General features: G+C 60.7%; 12 protein-coding genes. 6 read left to right on the top strand and 6 right to left on the bottom strand.

Translation table 11 applies throughout. The features are described 5' to 3' along the window. The first annotated feature begins 242 nt into the window (after positions 1 to 242). A complete protein-coding gene (locus tag ACPYOI_RS29420; RefSeq protein WP_481414483.1) occupies positions 243 to 1,304 on the top strand; it encodes a LacI family DNA-binding transcriptional regulator in 1,062 nt (353 codons plus the stop codon). Positions 1,305 to 1,328: 24 nt separating this feature from the next. On the opposite strand, the gene ACPYOI_RS29425 is transcribed toward ACPYOI_RS29420, so the two are convergent. Beyond that, positions 1,329 to 3,254, bottom strand: a complete 1,926-nt coding sequence (locus ACPYOI_RS29425) for a PBP1A family penicillin-binding protein (RefSeq protein ID WP_481414484.1) — start codon at positions 3,252 to 3,254, stop codon at positions 1,329 to 1,331. 686 nt (positions 3,255 to 3,940) lie between these two features. Between ACPYOI_RS29425 and ACPYOI_RS29430 the strand changes: the two genes are divergently transcribed. The 4 genes from ACPYOI_RS29430 to ACPYOI_RS29445 all read left to right on the top strand — a co-directional run bounded on the left by ACPYOI_RS29430 (position 3,941) and on the right by ACPYOI_RS29445 (position 8,438). Further along, the gene (locus ACPYOI_RS29430; RefSeq protein ID WP_481414485.1) at positions 3,941 to 4,156 is read left to right on the top strand and encodes a hypothetical protein; all 216 of its coding nucleotides are present in this window, start codon (positions 3,941 to 3,943) and stop codon (positions 4,154 to 4,156) included. Positions 4,157 to 4,282: 126 nt separating this feature from the next. Beyond that, positions 4,283 to 5,047: a LamB/YcsF family protein gene (locus ACPYOI_RS29435; protein WP_481414486.1), complete on the top strand. Its 765-nt coding sequence runs from the start codon at positions 4,283 to 4,285 to the stop codon at positions 5,045 to 5,047. Positions 5,048 to 5,070: 23 nt separating this feature from the next. Continuing rightward, a complete protein-coding gene (locus ACPYOI_RS29440; RefSeq protein WP_481423728.1) occupies positions 5,071 to 6,675 on the top strand; it encodes a 5-oxoprolinase subunit B/C family protein in 1,605 nt (534 codons plus the stop codon). A gap of 35 nt (positions 6,676 to 6,710) precedes the next feature. After that, the gene (locus ACPYOI_RS29445) at positions 6,711 to 8,438 is read left to right on the top strand and encodes an acetyl/propionyl/methylcrotonyl-CoA carboxylase subunit alpha (protein ID WP_481414488.1); all 1,728 of its coding nucleotides are present in this window, start codon (positions 6,711 to 6,713) and stop codon (positions 8,436 to 8,438) included. Between the two features lie 41 nt (positions 8,439 to 8,479). Here ACPYOI_RS29445 and ACPYOI_RS29450 read toward each other — a convergent pair whose 3' ends face one another. The 3 genes from ACPYOI_RS29450 to ACPYOI_RS29460 are packed head-to-tail and all read right to left on the bottom strand — an operon-like array spanning position 8,480 to position 12,090. After that, positions 8,480 to 10,222, bottom strand: a complete 1,743-nt coding sequence (locus ACPYOI_RS29450; RefSeq protein WP_481414489.1) for a TRAP transporter large permease — start codon at positions 10,220 to 10,222, stop codon at positions 8,480 to 8,482. Next, complete coding sequence (locus ACPYOI_RS29455) at positions 10,219 to 10,887, bottom strand: TRAP transporter small permease subunit (RefSeq protein WP_481414490.1); 669 nt, start codon at positions 10,885 to 10,887, stop codon at positions 10,219 to 10,221. The genes ACPYOI_RS29450 and ACPYOI_RS29455 overlap by 4 nt, the downstream gene beginning before the upstream one ends. A gap of 60 nt (positions 10,888 to 10,947) precedes the next feature. Continuing rightward, the gene (locus ACPYOI_RS29460; protein WP_481414491.1) at positions 10,948 to 12,090 is read right to left on the bottom strand and encodes a TRAP transporter substrate-binding protein; all 1,143 of its coding nucleotides are present in this window, start codon (positions 12,088 to 12,090) and stop codon (positions 10,948 to 10,950) included. Positions 12,091 to 12,431: 341 nt separating this feature from the next. On the opposite strand from ACPYOI_RS29460, the gene ACPYOI_RS29465 reads away from it, so the two are divergent. After that, positions 12,432 to 15,029 (top strand): bifunctional diguanylate cyclase/phosphodiesterase, encoded by a 2,598-nt coding sequence (locus ACPYOI_RS29465; protein WP_481414492.1) that lies wholly within the window; start codon positions 12,432 to 12,434, stop codon positions 15,027 to 15,029. 200 nt (positions 15,030 to 15,229) lie between these two features. On the opposite strand, the gene ACPYOI_RS29470 is transcribed toward ACPYOI_RS29465, so the two are convergent. Next, positions 15,230 to 15,475, bottom strand: coding sequence for a hypothetical protein (locus ACPYOI_RS29470; protein ID WP_481414493.1), 246 nt, complete (start codon positions 15,473 to 15,475; stop codon positions 15,230 to 15,232). Between the two features lie 155 nt (positions 15,476 to 15,630). Next, positions 15,631 to 16,487, bottom strand: an 857-nt coding sequence (locus ACPYOI_RS29475; protein WP_481423729.1) for a glycoside hydrolase family 25 protein, incomplete at its 5' end; no start/stop codon positions are given.

Genomic DNA, 16,487 nt, shown 5'->3' on the forward strand with positions numbered 1-16,487 from the left:
TCATGCTTCTCCTCCTCCGAACGTTCCGCGCAGGAACACGCCTTCGGCCGCCAATTGGCGTGCCAAGTTTCAGTTCCGATCTATGCGGAAAATCATGTCCTCCAATTCGCCGCCTCCTCAAGCGGACCTCGATGGCGCAAGTCGTTTTCCCTCTTGCACAATCGATGGTGCAAGTAATATCATTTGAATTTAAGCTTTGGTCAAGGGGAAATTGGCAATAGAGGAGATGTCGGGAGGACGGCATGAAGCAGCAGGGCAAAAAGAAGGCTACGATCTATGATCTCTCGGTCCTGTCCGGTTGCTCGGCCTCGACGGTCAGCGCCGTGCTGAACGGCACCTGGCGCAAACGGCGGATCGCGGAAAGCACGGCCGCACTCATTCAAAACCTGGCTGAACAGCACCAATATACGGCGAACCTTCAGGCCCGCGGTCTGCGCCATTCGCGCTCCGGCCTCGTTGGGCTGCTTCTGCCTGTGTACGACAACCGCTACTTCTCATCCATGGCGCAGACCTTCGAGGCGCAGGTGCGCAGCCGCGGCAAATGTCCCATCGTCGTCAGCGCCTCGCGCGATCCGAAGGAGGAACTTGCGACGGTCGAAACGCTGATCTCCTATTCGATCGACGAGCTGTTCATCACCGGTGCGACCGATCCCGATAGCGTTCACACCCTCTGCGAAGCCGCCGGCATCCGCCACATCAACATCGACCTACCGGGAACCAAGGCGCCATCTGTCATCAGCGACAACTACGAAGGCGCCCGGATGCTGACCGAGGCGATCATCCGGCGTTTCGATCCCACCCGCCCTCTGAAGCCCGAGGAGCTATTCTTGTTTGGCGGACGCAACGATCATGCCAGCCGGGAACGCATAAGAGGCTTTCGCGATGTCAAATCAGCTTTGCTGGGAGGCGATACCGACGCCTGCATTCAGCCGACCGGCTATTCGCCAGCGATGACGCAAAGAGCCTTCGAGACCTTCTACGAGCGCCAAGGAAAGTTGCCACGCGGGCTCTTCATCAACTCGTCGATCAACTTCGAGGGCCTGCTCCGCTTCATGGCCCAGCATCCCCACGAGACCTTCGCCGACATCGTCGTTGGCTGCTACGATTATGATCCCTTCGGCTCATTCCTGCCCTTCCCCGTCATCATGATCAGGCAGAACATCGAGAGCATGCTCGAGAAGGCATTCGAGCTTATCGCCGAGCATCGCCCCACGAACAAAATTCACCTCATCCAGCCGGAGCTGGTCCATCCGCGCACGGCGCTGAAAGGCCCCCTGGACGCGATCAAGGATGTCTACGCTTAAGTACGAAGAGTGGGCGCCGGACCATTATTTTTCGCAGAGACGCCGTTCGCCGCGATAGGGCTGGTACGTGCAATCCGAGGCGCGGAAGGAACGATAGCTTCGCGAGCAGGCGCGAATATTGCACGAAGCAGCGGGTTGCTGTTCGCCCGTCAATATCTCCGCCCCGGAGCCATCGAGCGTAGAGGGGCTGGCCATCGCAGCCTGCATGAATTCGCGCCATATCCGAGCAGGCAATGCGCCACCCGTTACCCCTTTCATCGGCGTATCGTCATCATTGCCGACCCAGACGCCCGCGACTAATGAGTCCGTAAAGCCAACAAACCAGGCGTCGCGGTTATTCTGGCTGGTGCCCGTCTTCCCGGCAGCAAAGAAACCCGGCGAAGCTTCGCGTCCGGTACCTCGCTCCACCACCAGTTGAAGAAGCGTAGAGAGGTCATCGCGATAGGCGGAAAGATCGACTGACGGCGTCACCTGCGGACCCACCCGGAAAGCCTGGGGCTCCGTCGCAGCTTGAAAGTCGATCACGCCCCATGGCTCCACGGGAGCGCTCCCCCAGCGAACGGACGCGTAGGCGCCCGTCAGATCGAGCAAGCTGACCTCCGACGCCCCGAGCGCGAGTGCCGGCACCGGGTTGAGAGGCGCGTCGATGCCCAGCTCCCTGGCTGCCGCAGCGACATTCTCCATTCCCACGTGCTGCGCGAGCACGACGGTCGCGGCGTTGAGGGAGCGAGCAAATGCTTCCGCAACGGTGACCACGCCACGGTAGCGACCTCCAGAATTCTCCGGGGCCCAGCCATCGACCTTGATCGGCCTATCGTAGACGCGATCGCTCAAACTGATGCCCTGCTTCAAGGCAGCATAGTAGACGAACAGCTTGAAGGTGGAGCCTGGCTGGCGCATTGCCGTGACAGCCCGGTTGAACTGGCTCGCCCTATAATCGCGGCCCCCGACCATTGCGACAACCGCGCCGTCGGGCGTCATGGCCACCAATGCGGCTTGCGATGCGCCGAGCGCTTTTCCATCTTCATCGAGCGCACGCTTGATCACCTCTTCTGCGGCGCGCTGGAGACGCGGCACCAAAGTGGTGCGTACCGTCACTGAACTGACCGAAGAACCCGCGATCTCGCCGGCCTGGCTCGATATCCAATCGGCGAACCAGCTGCCCAGGCGTGGCGCCGGTGGGGTCGGGTGCAAGGCAGTGAATTCGGCCTTCGCAGCCGCCGCCTCGCCCTCCTTGAGCTTGCCGTTTGCAACCATTGCGTCGAGTACGGTCGCGGTTCGCCGCCGGGCGCCCTCGAAATTGTCGATCGGGTTCAGCTGGCTCGGTGCCTGCAGGAGGCCGGCGAGCATTGCTGACTCGCGAATGTCGAGCGCACCAATATCCTTGTCGAAATAGATCCGCGCTGCCGCCGGCATGCCGGTCGCGCCTGCGCCAAGATAGACCGAGTTCAGGTAGCGTGTAAGAATCTCCCGCTTGCCGAGCTTCCATTCCAACCAGAAGGCAACGACCACTTCCTGGATCTTGCGCTTCAGCGTCCGATCGCTTTCGAGATAGAGGATCTTGATAAGCTGTTGCGTGATAGTGCTGCCGCCCTCGACGATTTCGCCGGCCTGCAGGTTACGGAGCATGGCGCGTGAGATGCCCCTGAGGTCTATTCCGTAATGATCCGGGAACCGCCGGTCCTCGATCGAGAGCACGGCATCGATCAGGTGCGGAGGAAATTCCTCATAACGCGCATACCGGCCTTGAAACCTCCCCTGCCGGACGAGCGGCTGGCCGTCTGCCGTTTCAAGAAAGATCGTGGGCTTCAAGGAGCCGTCTGCGATCTCGCGCCAGGGGACGTCCTTCAACGCCCAGATCAGGACACCGGCCACGAGCAGGATGCAGCCTAGCGAACCCAGGGCAAACAGACCCTTCCAGGAGCGAAGCCGCGGCCGGGAGGCGATCATGCCCGCGAACATCCTCCTTGACCGAGAGGCGACGGAGCGTGAAGCGGCTATGAATCTGGCTCTTGCTTCTGGGACATCGACGTTACCTGCTCTTTCCCTGAGCGTCCTGGCCGCAGTGAGGAACCGTCTGGCACCGCGACGAAATGTCAAACCGAGGTCATGGCGCAATGCATGCGCAAGTTCCCGAACCGCGCGCCTGCTGCGCTCAAAAGGTGACGGCAACGGCTCGGTCGCGTCGTTTCCGGGCGTTGCATCGGCAGCTGGACCAGACTCTGTCTTGATGGCTGTGTCGTTGTCTGTCGGCGTTGCGTCCGTGGTCACAGATTCCACCGGTTTGCGATCCCTGCGGAGGGCTCGTCTTTTTCCAATTCGGTAATATGCAGGACTTCTTACCGAAGATTACATCTCCACGCCATCAACTAGGACTGCACATTTTGGCGGGAAGCCCGGAGCCCTAGAAAAATGGGAGGGTTGTTTCGGCCCTCCCCGAGAGGAGTCCAGGACTGCAACTCTCAACCACCACGCCGAATTGGTCTGAAGCATCGCCAATAAAGCACGGGCTCGTGTCTCCTCCACCATCCGTCCGCATTGTTATCAAGCTCAGCTTTCAGTAAGCTTTCAGCCAAAGGAAACGTGAACGTGCGGCGCGTCTCCGTGACTGGGATGGGTTAACGTAGGAGGATGACATGGACTTAGAAGATCTGCGATCCGAGTACGAACAGAAGATCAAGGAACATGAGGACCATCTGAAGACGATGGACGAAAAGGAGATCCAGCACTTTCAGGCGGAAGGGAGCGGCCCGCTTGCAAATATCACTGAGCGTATCAAGGCGGAGTACCGCCGGAATATCGAAACCTACACGGCGCTGATCGCTCAGATCGATGCGATGCTGGGAGCTTAGGCCAAAACGCAGAATCCTCGCGGATTGAGACCAACGCTGCATCGACGCTGGCCCAGTTAGGCCCCGTGCGGCGACAACCCGATCGGCCCTATCTTTGCCTTCGACTGTCCGCTAAGGAGACCAAATATGACCGCCATCGATCTGAACAGTGATCTCGGAGAAAGCTACAGCGCCTGGACCATGGGCGACGATCAGGCGATGCTTTCGATTGTCTCCAGCGCCAACGTTGCCTGTGGTTTTCATGCCGGCGACCCGATAGGCATCTTGAAGACCGTACGGGCCGCGGCTGAAAAGGGCGTTTCGGTCGGGGCGCATGTCTCCTATCCCGATCGCGTCGGCTTCGGCCGCCGCGACATGGATGTCACCAGCGCCGAACTGATCGCCGATGTCATCTACCAGATCGGCGCACTGAAGGGCCTTGCCGCCGCCGCCGGGGTGGCGGTCGGTTATGTCAAGCCGCACGGCGCACTCTACAACCGCATCGCCTATGACCCGAAACAGGGACAGGCCGTGATCGACGCCATCAAGGCTGTCGACCCATCGCTGGTGCTGATGGGGCTTGCCAACGCGCCGATCCTCGTTCTTGCACGGGAGGCTGGCCTCACGGTCGTCGCCGAGGCTTTCGCCGACCGCGCCTATACTCCGGACGGCCAGCTTCTCTCGCGACGCGAGGCGGGCGCCGTGCTGCACGATGCCCAGCTCATCGCACGCCGCATGCTGCAGCTCGCTCATGAGGGCACGCTGGAAGCGATCGACGGCACCACGATCAAGATCGACGCACAGTCGATCTGCGTGCATGGCGACAACCCCAGCGCAGTCGCCATCGCCCGGGAAATCCGCCGCTCCTTCGAGGCCGACGGCATCACCGTCCGCTCCTTTCTTTCCGCCTGATCAAGGCCACGGCTGAGGTGACGATGCGTTTTCTGCCCGTCAGCCTGACAACCCTGCTTGTCGAACTCGCCGATCTTGACAAGACGCTGGCGCTTTTTGCCTCACTCAAGGGCGATCCAGTGGAGGGCATCGAGGAGATGATACCGGCAGCCCGCACGCTGATGATCCGCTTCCGGCTGGAAAAACTAACGGCGGAAAAGCTGGCAGGCGAGATCGGCAGGCGCGATCTTTCCGCCCGCCTTGCGCCCTCCGACAAGCTGATCGAGATCCCCGTCCGCTATGACGGCGAGGACCTTGAGGATGTTGCAAACCTCACTGGCCTGTCGGTCGAGGACGTCATCCGCCGCCACACGGAAAGCGAGTTCACTGTCGCCTTCTGCGGCTTCGCGCCGGGCTTCGGCTATCTCGTCGGCGGTGATCCGGCGCTCCAGGTGCCACGCCGCCAAAGCCCGCGCACGAGGATTCCGGCGGGCTCGGTGGCCTTGGCCGGCGCCTTCAGCGGCGTCTATCCGCAGGCGAGCCCGGGCGGCTGGCAGATCATCGGCACCACGCCGGAAAAGATGTGGGATCTTTCGCGCGACCCGCCCGCATTGTTCCAGCCCGGCTATCGGGTGCGATTCTTCGATCTTGCGAAGAAACACGCCCCGACGACACCGACGGCCGTGACCCCAAAACCTGCCAAACCGGTGAGCCGGTCGGTCTCAGACGCCTTGACGCTCAAGGTTCTCGCCGCGCCGATGCCGGCGCTGTTCCAGGATCTCGGACGTTTCGGCAAGACCGGCCAGGGCGTTTCGGCATCCGGCGCGCTCGACAAAGGCGCGTTGAAGGCGGCCAATCGCGTGGTCGGCAATCCGATCGATTCCCCCTGTCTCGAAATCACGCTCGGCGGTTTCTCGTTCGAAATTTCGGGACGCGCGGTGGTGGCGGTCACCGGCGCGCCCTGCCCGATCACGATTCGCGACACCGCCGGCCGGACCATTCCGGTTGAGACCTATCAGCCGATCGCGCTGGAGCCCGGCGACGTCGTCACCCTCGGGCATCCGCAGCGAGGCATGCGCAGCTACCTTGCCGTGCGCGGCGGCTTTGCCGTAAGGCCGGTTCTGGGGAGCGCCGCCACGGATACGCTTGCGGTCGTTGGCCCCGAAGCGGTGACAGCCGGTGCGGTGCTGACCGTCGGCACGCAGACCAAAGCTCTTAAAGCGGTTTCCGTGACCGAGGCCCCGGCCTCCGAGCATCCGGCACCGGGCGATACCGTGACGCTCGATGTTGTCATGGGTCCGCGCAGCGACTGGTTCACCGAGGCCGGGATTTCAAACCTTTCCGCGCAACTCTGGCAGGTGACGCCGCAGTCGAACCGCGTCGGAATCCGGCTTTCCGGCGACGTGCCGCTGGAGCGCAGGGACAAGGCGGAACTGCCGAGCGAGGGCACGGCGACGGGAGCGATCCAGGTGCCGCACAGCGGCCAGCCGGTGCTCTTCCTCGCCGACCATCCGCTGACGGGCGGCTACCCGGTGATCGGCACGGTCGCCGAATACCATCTCGATCTCGCGGGACAGATCCCGGTCAATGCAAAGATACGCTTCCGGCCCATAACTGCCTTCGCCGAAATACGGCCTGCCAAGGCGTGAGATCCCGGCCCGATAAAAGACGTGAGGAGCCACCCATGAAGAGAGTCCTGATTGCCAATCGCGGCGAGATCGCGGTGCGCATCATCCGCGCCTGCCGCGACTACGGCTTGCAATCGGTGGCGGTCTATGCCGATCCGGACATGGACGCCCTCTTCGTTCGGCTGGCGGACGAAGCTTACGGGCTCTCCGGCGCGCGACCAATCGAGACCTATCTCGACATCGACAAGTTGATCGATATCGCCAGACGCTCCGGCGCAGATGCGGTGCATCCGGGCTATGGCTTCCTCTCGGAACGGGCGGAGTTCGCCCGCGCGGTCATCGATTCGGGTCTCATCTGGATCGGCCCGGATCCGCATGTCATCGAGGCACTGGGAGACAAGGTCGAGGCCCGGCGGATCGCAACCAGCGTCGGCGCTCCCCTGGTTGCCGGCAGCGACGGCACCGTCGGGACCGCGGCTGAAGTCATTGCTTTTGCCGAAAAGCACGGCTTCCCGGTTGCGATCAAGGCCGCCCACGGCGGCGGCGGGCGCGGCTTGAAGGTCGCATGGAAGATGGACGAGGTGGCCGAACTCTATGAATCGGCGGTGCGCGAAGCAAAGGCCGCCTTCGGCCGCGGCGAATGTTTCCTCGAACGCTTTCTCGACCGGCCGCGCCACATCGAAGCGCAGGTGCTCGCCGACAAGCACGGCAATGTTCTGGTGCTCGGCACCCGCGACTGCTCGCTGCAGCGGCGTAATCAGAAACTTGTCGAGGAGGCCCCCGCCCCCTTCCTCAGCGATGCCCAGCGGCTATCCATTCACGAGGCGGCGAGGAAGATTTGCGCCGCCGCCGGCTATTCGGGTGCCGGTACGGTCGAATTCCTGCTTGGCGTCGACGGCACGATCTCCTTCCTCGAGGTCAACACTCGCCTGCAGGTCGAACATCCGGTTACCGAGGAAACGACGGGCATCGATATCGTCATCGAACAGTTTCGGATTGCCGAGGGCCTGCCGCTCCGCTTCACCGAAACGACTGTGCCGCGCGGCCATTCGATCGAATTCCGCATCAATGCCGAAGATCCCGGCCGCGGCTTCCTACCGACGCCCGGCACGATCTCCATGTTCGAGGCACCGTCCGGGCCAGGCGTACGCCTCGATAGCGGCGTCGTTGCCGGCTCGACCGTTCCCGGCACCTTCGACTCGCTGATGGCGAAGCTGATCGTGACCGGCGCTACTCGCGAGGAGGCGCTGAACCGGGCGCGCCGGGCCTTGCGGGAATTCCGCATCGAAGGGGTCGCGACCGTCCTTCCTTTCCATCGCGCGGCAATCGAATCCATCGACTTCACCGGCGAGAACGGCTTCAACGTCCACACGCGCTGGATCGAGACCGATTTCGCCGCCATGCCCGAAGCCGAGAAGCGCCCGGAGCAGCCAGCCGAGACCTCGCTGATCCGCACCCATGTCGAAATCGACGGAAAGCGCCATGAACTCGGTATTCCAGCCATGCTTCTCGCCGGTCTCGGACAGCCCTCTGTTCAAGGCATGGCGACGACCGTTGCGTCGGAAGGTGCGGGGAGCGTCACCTCGCCGGTTTCCGGTACGCTGCAGGCCTTCAAGGTCGAGGACGGCGCCGCCGTTGAGGCGGGCGACCTGATAGCGGTGATGGAAGCGATGAAGATGGAAACCCAGGTAACCGCTTCGTCCTCCGGAACGATCCGCATCGCCGCCAATGTCGGCGATTATCTGCAGGCCGGGGCAGAAATCGCCCGCATTGAGGTGCACTGACGGGCCACGGCGCGGCAGGGTGCGGCAAACGGCAATGTCTGTTAGTCGTAGAGATAGGCCGGAAGCCAGAGTGTCATGCCCGGCCAGACATACATGATCACCATGCAGAGAATGACGATCAGCATATAGGGCATCATGCCTGCAAAGATCTGGTTGAGCGTGACGTGCGGTGGCGAGACGCCCTTGAGGTAATAGGCCGACATCGCCACCGGCGGCGACAGGAACGCCGCCTGCAAGTTGACGAAGACGAGCACCCCCCAGAGTATCGGATCGATATCGAAGTGCCTGAGCATCGGCAGGAAGATCGGCACGAAGATGATGATGATCTCCGTCCATTCGAGCGGCCAGCCGAGGATGAAGATGATCGCCTGCGAGAGGATCATGAACTGCACGGGCGTCATATTGAGCGACAGCACCCACTGCTCGATGAGCGCCTGGCCGCCGAGAATGGCGAAGACGGCGGAGAAGAGTGCCGAGCCGACGAAGAGCCAGCAGACCATGGCAGTGGTCTTCGCCGTGAGGAACACCGCCTCTTTGGTGCGTTTCCAGTTGAGCGTCCGGGCCTGGAACGCCAGCAAGAAAGCGCCGGCGGCACCGACCGCGGCGGACTCGGTGGCCGTCGTGATGCCGAACAGAATGACTGCGAGCACGACTACGGTCAGGATTCCGAGCGGCATGACCGACGAAGCCAGCAGCTTCACCACCTGCAGCCGCTCAGCATTCATATTCCTGTAGTAGCGCACGAGGACCGCCGCCGCGATGACAGCAATGATCCCGAACGTCAGGTAGAAGCTGGTTGACGGCCCGTTTATCACCGCCGGGCCGGCATCCGCTGCGGGTCCGCCGAGCTCTTCCAGCCCTTCCGGCACTTCCGCCTCCGCCGAGGCCTGCGGGTGGATGACGACATACCACCAGACGAGAGCCAGGGTGAATGCCGTCAGCGACAAAGGCACTAGCGCGGCGAAGGTATTCTTGACCAGCTTCCAATAGGTGAGCCGTCCCTCGTCCGTCTCGATCGCCATCGCCTTTGATGGTGAGACCAATGCACGGAGAAGCCCGACGAGCATGTTGTTTGAATAGAGTCCCTGAAAGCGTCTCATCCAGGCGGCCACCGGAACTCTCGTCTGTTCCTCGGGCAAGGCGGGCGCGATCTTCGGATTGATCATCGCCCAGGCGAGAACGTAGACGAGATAGAGAAACGCCAGGAAGAAGCCGGGAAACATGGTGGCGGCATAGAGTTTGACCACCGATTGTCCCGCAACGGCGGCGTAGACGATGATCATCACCGATGGCGGGATCAGAATGCCCAGCGTGCCACCGGCAGTGATCACCCCGGAAGCAAGCTTGACGTCATAGCCGGCGCGCAGCATCGGGCTCATTGCGATGACGCCCATCAGCACCACCACGGCGCCTACGAGGCCGCTGGCGATGCCCCAGAAGGTGCAGATAATCAGCGTCGCTACGGCAAGCGAGGCGGGCACGCGCCGGAACGAAAGCTGGATGCTGTAGAACATCTTGTCGACCAGCGCGCCGCGCTCCATCACGTAGCCCATCAGCACGAAGAGCGGGATCGAGACCAGGACGTCGTTGGTCATCGCACCATAGGTGCGCTGAACCATCAGGTCGAAGACGCGATTGTCGATCCAATGTTCGGCGGGATTGTAGAACGCGTAGAAGCCGAAGACCATGCCGAGCCCCATCAGCGTGAAGGCTGTCGGGAAGCCCATCACGATAACGACCACGATGAGAGCTAGCATCGTCAGTCCGAGGAACGGATCGCTCACGTTTCGATATCTCCACCCAGTCCCCGCTGCCTGGCGGCCCTGTCGATATCCTGGGCGCGCTCGATCGCGGCCTCGCGGGTCTCGGCATCTATGTGCTCGCTATGGGCAAGTTGCTCGGCGACGACGTCGATCTCCTCCACATCCTTGAGCCGGGCTGGCCATTCGCCGGTCCTCAGGCAGACGACGCAGCGCGCGATCTCGGCGAGCCCCTGCAGCATCACGAGCGCGCCCGCTATCGGAATGATGGTCTTGAAGTAGTAGATCGGCGGGCCTTCGGCGGTAACGGTCGAATGCTCGCCGATCCGCCAGGACAGCGCCGCATAGTCATAACCGGCATAGATGAGCGCCGCGACGCCCGGCAGGAAGAAGAGGATATAAAGGATCAGGTCGAGCGTCGCCTGTATTCGGGGCCTGAGCGAGCTGTACAGAAAGTCGCCCCGTACATGGGCGTTTTGCGCTAGCGCATAGGCTCCGGCGAGCATGAACAGGGTGCCGTAAAGCATGTTGGTGGCGTCGAATATCCACGCCGTCGGCATGTTCATGATGTAGCGCTTGAAGACTTCGACGCAGACGAGCGTCATCAGCCCGATAATCAGCCAGGCCGCGGCTTTGCCGACCCATACGCTGATCGCATCGACCCTGATGAGAAACTGCTGAACCTCCACGGCTGCCCCCGAGATAGCCGACTATCTTCGTCAGAGCATCATCGCTGACCGGCGATGACGTTATAGTTCCTTCGCAACGCCGTCGCGGCCGAAGTAATGATCGAAGGCTAACCGGCGGTTGACAAGGGTATCCTGTTCCCATCGTGTGGCCCGTTCCGCAAAGGCGATCTGGGACTCGATGACTTCCTTGAACAGCGGGTTTTCCGCCGCCTTCTTCTTCACGACCTCGTCGTAGACTTCCAGCTGCCTTTTGAGGATCGCTTCCGGCGTCTTGTAGAACTTGACCTTGTCGACCGTTTGCATCTCCGCGTAGTCTTTCGAATAGCGGTCGATCGCTTTCCAGGCCATATCCTGGGAAGCTGCCTCCGAGGCGTTGGAGATGATCGCCTTCATCTGGTCAGGCAACGCATCGTATTTCGCCTTGTTGAACAGCACCTCGAACTGCTCGGCATTCTGGTGAAAGCTTTGCAGCATGCAGATCTTGGAAACGTCCGGGAAACCGAGAGCCCGGTCGGACGAGGCGTTGTTGAACTCGGCTGCATCAAGCAGCCCGCGGTCCAATGCGGCGACGATCTCGCCACCCGGCAGCGCATTGACTGCGGCACCGAGACCGGTGAACACATCAATGGAAATGCCGACAGTGCGGAATTTCAACCCTTGGAGATCCTCCACCTTGGCCACCGGCTTCTTGAACCAGCCAAGCGGCTGTGTCGGCATCGGGCCGTAGAGGAACGAAACGACATTGGCTCCGATCGATTGATAGAGCTTTTGGAGAAGGTCCCTGCCGCCGCCGTATTTGTGCCAGGCGAGCAGCATGTTGGCATCCATGGCAAAGCCCGGACCCGAGCCCCATAGCGCCAGCGCCGCCTGCTTGCCGTAATGGTAAGCGACGACGCCGTGCCCGCCGTCGAGTGTCCCTTGGGAGACAGCGTCGAGCAGGCCGAAAGCGGGCACCACGGCGCCCGCCGGCAGCACCTCTATCTTGAGATCGCCGCCGGTCATGTCAGTGACCTTTTTTGCGAAATCAAGCGCGAATTCGTGAAAGATATCCTTGGATGGCCAGGTGCTCTGCCAGCGCATGCTGACCGCCCCCTGCGCTTTGACGACGCTGGGTGCCGCGATCATCGCCGCACCGGCCATGGCTGCGCCGCTCAGAAACCTGCGACGCGACGTTCTTCCCCTGATCTGGGTTCTGGATTTCATTTCTTCCTCCCAAAAGCATGAGCCTTTTTCGCCCTATGCCGTTTCTTCTTTTATCCCGCTCCCAACATTGTGTTTTAGCTTAAGATAATACTCCTCACCGGGCACCAAGCAAAGGTTGTCAATATGTTAGAATTTGACGGTGCGGCGGCGTTCGTCCCCGCGGCTGGCCTCAGTCCGCTTTGCGACGATAAGGCTCAGTCATCGCACACACTGTAAATAAGTTATTCATTATATAAAATAACGATTATTGATTATTAACCGTATCAAAAGAGGACTGTTACTTTTAACACCTCATTTGTACTTGCTCCGTAACGTCTCGCTTAACCAAAGCGAGGATAATTATGCGCGGTGCCAATGCCAGTTTGACGCGATTCTCCGGAAAAGACTTTACACGACGCATTGTATTTCCCATGGCGGGCGTCCTGCTCGTGGCAATCACGGTCGTTATCGCGTTTGTCGTGGTTTCTGCACGCCAGCAAAACAACTTCGAAGTCGAAGCGTCGACGAAACTCGCAACCACCGCGCTCCAGGTGAAGGCGCGAGAGGTTGGCCGCAATCTCCGCGATTACGCGGTCTGGGAAAACACATACAAGCACCTTCACGAAAACGTCGATCTCAAGTGGGCGGCCAAGGTTGGAAACATCGGCGCCAATATCTATGAAAGCCTCGGCTATGAGATGGCATTCGTAGTGAGCCCTGGCGGCGAGACCGTGTACGCTCTCGTCGATGGCGTGCCACAGCCGGTGGATGCGTTCAAGCTCATGCCCCGCGGCCTTCGCGACCTCCTTCACGTTGCGTCCATTCAGACCGATCCGACGACGAGCCTCATCAAGGCGGGCGATGAGATTTTCATCGTAGCCGCCAGCGCCTTGCTTCCCCAGTCAATTGACCGCAAGACCGTCAAATCCAAAGATCTGACCATGCTGGTCTTCGCCAAGCGTCTCGACCAGAAGTTCCTTGATCGTATGAGCAAGGATTATCTCCTGTCAGGGCTGACGATTTCTCTGCAAAAGCCGGAGAGCGCCGAGGCGTCCATTCCGCTGCTGTCGCAAGATCGGGTCTATCTTGGCTCTATCATGTGGTCGCCGGAAAAGCCGGGATATCAGCTCCTGCGCTTTATCTTGCCGCCGCTCGGCATCGCTCTCGTTATTTTAGCGGCATTTGCCGTGCTGGTCGTACGCAATGCCGGCCGCTCCACCAAGGCGCTTGAAGAATCTGCCAAAACCGTCGAAGCTTACGCTCAAACGCTCAAGGAAAGCGAAGCACGCTTCAAGGACGTGGCGGAAGCCTCCTCGGACTGGATCTGGGAGAGCGACCAGACGCTGCGGCTCGTCTATTTCTCCGCCCGGTTTACCGAGGTGACTGGCCTTTCCGCTGCGAGCGTCCTCGGCAAGACATTCAAACAGTTCTTCTCGAGCGATGCCGATTCCGATGGATGGATAAGGCTTATCGAGGAAACCGATGACCACACGTCTTTCCGTGACCTGCGCTGCTGCTACCGCGACGCCGCTGGCCATACACGGGTTTGCCGGCTGGCGGGCCGTACTATTCTCGGGCCGAGCGGCGAGTTCCTTGGATTCCGCGGGACCGCCACCGACATCACCGAGGAGGTCGAGGCGCAGGACCGCGCAACGCATCTTGCGCATCACGACGCGCTCACCGGCCTTCCCAACCGGGTGCTGTTCCGCGAGCGGTTGAACCTTGCACTGGTTGCCAATACCGAACAGACGTCCCGGATTTCGATCATCTGCCTGGATCTCGATCACTTCAAGGAAGTGAACGACACGCTTGGCCACGGTGCCGGTGACCTCCTCCTGCAACAGCTCTCGAGCCGTCTCATGGGTTGCGTCCGCATGCATGATACCGTCGCTCGGCTTGGAGGTGACGAGTTCGCAATCATCCAGGTTGGCGTCAATCAGCCGCTGGAAGCCGAAGAGCTCAGCCGAAAGCTGATCGAGGTCGTGCGCGCACCGTTTACGATCGAAGGTCAGGATCTGCATATCGGCGTCAGCATCGGTATCGCTATTGCCGATGCCACCGACGGCGATCCCGAACGTCTTCTCAAGAACGCCGACATCGCCCTCTACCGGGCCAAGCAGGGTGGCCGCGCGACCTACAGGATATTCGAAGCCCAGATGGATGCCGAGCTGCAAGCGCGCAAGACATTGGAATACGACCTGCGCCAGGCGGTTCTGAAGAACGAACTCGAGGTGCACTACCAGCCGCTGATCGACCTCGGAAAGCGCAATGTGGCTGCGGTCGAAGCGCTGGTACGCTGGCGTCACCCTGCACGGGGCCTCGTCTCTCCGGCCGAATTCATTCCGCTCGCCGAAGAAACCGGGCTCATCGTTTCAATTGGCGAGTGGGTACTGGAGACGGCCTGCCGCCAGGCGCTCGAATGGGACGAGATGCGCGTCGCCGTCAACCTGTCTCCCGTGCAGTTCCGCAACAGGGAACTCGTTGAAACCGTCCGTCAAGTGCTTGAGAGAACTGGTCTCGAGCCGGGCCGGCTAGAGCTGGAAATCACCGAGAGCGTCCTGATCAACGACACCACGGCTGCCCTTGATATCCTGAACGGACTGAAAGCGCTCGGGGTCAAGATTGCGATGGACGATTTCGGCACGGGGTATTCCTCGCTCGGCTATCTGAACTCGTTCCCGTTCGACAAGATCAAGATCGACAAATCGTTCATCGGCGACATGAGCGGCAAAGATAAATCCGGTGCGATCGTAAAGTCGGTCATCAGCCTCGGCCAGAGCCTGAACATGATTACGACTGCGGAGGGCGTCGAGACTTCGGAGCAGGTGGCGTTCCTCAGAGCGGAAGGCTGTGACCAGCTTCAAGGTTATTTCTTCAGTAAACCGGTCACTGCAACAGAGCTTGCGGCCTTCATTGAACGGTGGAGTTCCGAAAAGACGATCGATGAGATCGCCGCCTAAGACGCAAGAAGACAAATGATCAAACGACGGCTGCTCACGAGCAGCCGTTGCCTCGGCTGCGATGCCGCTCCAAACCCCACCCGAGGCGTTACCGATCTGCCGATTCGCGTCACTGAGGTCGGTGTGTCGACCTTCAGAGCGGAGGAAGTTCAGCTGTGGGGCTAAAGCGAACGCCGCCGCCGCGGCGAACGAGCATGAACCTATTGCACCGTGAGATGAACCGGAAGCACTCGCGTCATGTCGGGCCAGATGCCGAACCTATGCCGCAGTCTCCAAACCGCCTGTTCCAGCGCGAGGACAACGGCGGTCATGCTTTCGATCTCGCCGTGAAGATCGAGTGACTCGCCCTCCTCAAGCAGGCCGCTCGCGATCAGCCAGTGCGCATTTACGATCAACTGTTCGGCTCGCTGCAGGATCGCTAGACTTCCGGCGATAACGTCAAACATGCAAGTTCCCTTACTGTCTCTCGCGTTCTCTTGGAGAGAACGCCTATACTGACCATAGCAATTAGGATCCCGATCTGACTATCGGCCCATGGGAAGGAACGGATACCGACGAGGAAGGGATAACCTATACGCGGGTCTATGTGCCTTTGGGCGAATCAAAGGTCGGACGACGCGACGGAGGACGTTACGACCACGTCAGGCCGGGGTGCTGGAAGCCGAACCGAGCTGTATTCGATCTTTGCAAGGATCAGCGGGGGGTCGGGTTCGGCGGGAGGCAGAAGCCCGCCTTGCGGCCAGACACGCCGTAATTCCTCTTTGGTCATCGCCGCGACGTTCACGTCGATATCGGTCAAGGTGCCCGGCACGCGATACGGACAACGCCGCTGTGAACAATTGCTCGCAGACGAAAACTGCCAGAGAAAATAGTTTGGCCAGCTTCCAAAAGGGAAGACTTTGCGGATATCAGGCTTGTATCGGGCGTACCACAGCGGCAGCCTCGCAAGGACGCCGTAGTCCCGGCGATATGCGGCGATATAGCGTGCGGTGTCATGGTTGGTGTAGAGGATCGGATAGCGCCCCGTTCTCGCCCGGATGTGGCCGACGAAGATCTGCGCGTCCTCAAGCGACATGAACTGATTGGCATCAAGTCCCTCGATATCGAGGATCATCAGGTCGTTCGGCCCCGGGGTCGCATATTCGAGGAAGTGGTTCGCCTGATCGATTGGATTGCCCGGCCTCCCAAGATGGTAGGCGCCCCAGAGCAGGCCGTTTTGGCGGGCAATCATACGACGGCTGTTATAAAGTTCGCGACTCACCGCGTATTTGCGCCACATCGTCTTGCAGTGCGCGAAGGTGTCGCCACCGTGCTCCCCCGCGCAGCTGAAACTCTCCGGCAATCCGTCCGACGCCTTCGAGATAAACGCCGCGATCCGATCGTCCTTGAGCAGTGCCTGCCAATCGACGGCGTTCAGTTCGTAGGCATCGACGACTAACGCATTGGCGGGGTTGTTCC

The sequence above is a fragment of the Rhizobium sp. SVR5-2C genome (assembly GCF_056755115.1).

Excerpts from the sequence above, each read along its gene's own strand:
- ACPYOI_RS29420 (WP_481414483.1), top strand. The coding sequence starts at position 243 with ATGAAGCAGCAGGGCAAAAAGAAGGCTACGATCTATGATCTCTCGGTC.
- ACPYOI_RS29425 (WP_481414484.1), bottom strand. The coding sequence starts at position 3,254 with ATGATCGCCTCCCGGCCGCGGCTTCGCTCCTGGAAGGGTCTGTTTGCC.
- ACPYOI_RS29430 (WP_481414485.1), top strand. The coding sequence starts at position 3,941 with ATGGACTTAGAAGATCTGCGATCCGAGTACGAACAGAAGATCAAGGAA.
- ACPYOI_RS29435 (WP_481414486.1), top strand. The coding sequence starts at position 4,283 with ATGACCGCCATCGATCTGAACAGTGATCTCGGAGAAAGCTACAGCGCC.
- ACPYOI_RS29440 (WP_481423728.1), top strand. The coding sequence starts at position 5,071 with ATGCGTTTTCTGCCCGTCAGCCTGACAACCCTGCTTGTCGAACTCGCC.
- ACPYOI_RS29445 (WP_481414488.1), top strand. The coding sequence starts at position 6,711 with ATGAAGAGAGTCCTGATTGCCAATCGCGGCGAGATCGCGGTGCGCATC.
- ACPYOI_RS29460 (WP_481414491.1), bottom strand. The coding sequence starts at position 12,090 with ATGAAATCCAGAACCCAGATCAGGGGAAGAACGTCGCGTCGCAGGTTT.
- ACPYOI_RS29465 (WP_481414492.1), top strand. The coding sequence starts at position 12,432 with ATGCGCGGTGCCAATGCCAGTTTGACGCGATTCTCCGGAAAAGACTTT.
- ACPYOI_RS29470 (WP_481414493.1), bottom strand. The coding sequence starts at position 15,475 with ATGTTTGACGTTATCGCCGGAAGTCTAGCGATCCTGCAGCGAGCCGAA.